This window comes from Carboxydothermus pertinax, assembly GCF_001950255.1.
Lineage (GTDB): Bacteria > Bacillota > Z-2901 > Carboxydothermales > Carboxydothermaceae > Carboxydothermus > Carboxydothermus pertinax.
On record NZ_BDJK01000081.1, the window covers coordinates 1 to 271 of the forward strand.

General features: G+C 48.3%; 1 protein-coding gene. It reads right to left on the minus strand.

What is annotated here, in order from left to right; translation table 11 throughout:
• Positions 1–4 precede the first annotated feature (4 nt).
• The coding region (locus cpu_RS13100) for an electron transfer flavoprotein subunit beta/FixA family protein (RefSeq protein ID WP_439951483.1) at positions 5–271 on the minus strand (267 nt) is incomplete at its 5' end.

Consider the following 271-nt stretch of genomic DNA (forward strand, 5'->3'; position numbering starts at 1 on the left):
CCCCCTAGATTACCTTGGCTTCTTCCCGTAAGGCTTTGACTAGCTTGGCTACCGCTACGGCCGCTTCATCGGTGAAGATTTTCCCCGCTTCTTTACCTTTGGGAAGAAAGATTTCTTTTATTTCTACTTTGGGTTGGGCTGCTACCCCTAATTCGGTAGCCAGTATTACTTTTAGCTCTTTTTTCTTGGCCTGCATGATGCCTTTCATTGAAGGATACCGGGGTTCGTTTAATCCCCGCTGGGCGGTAATAAGCGCCGGTAGAGGTACTTC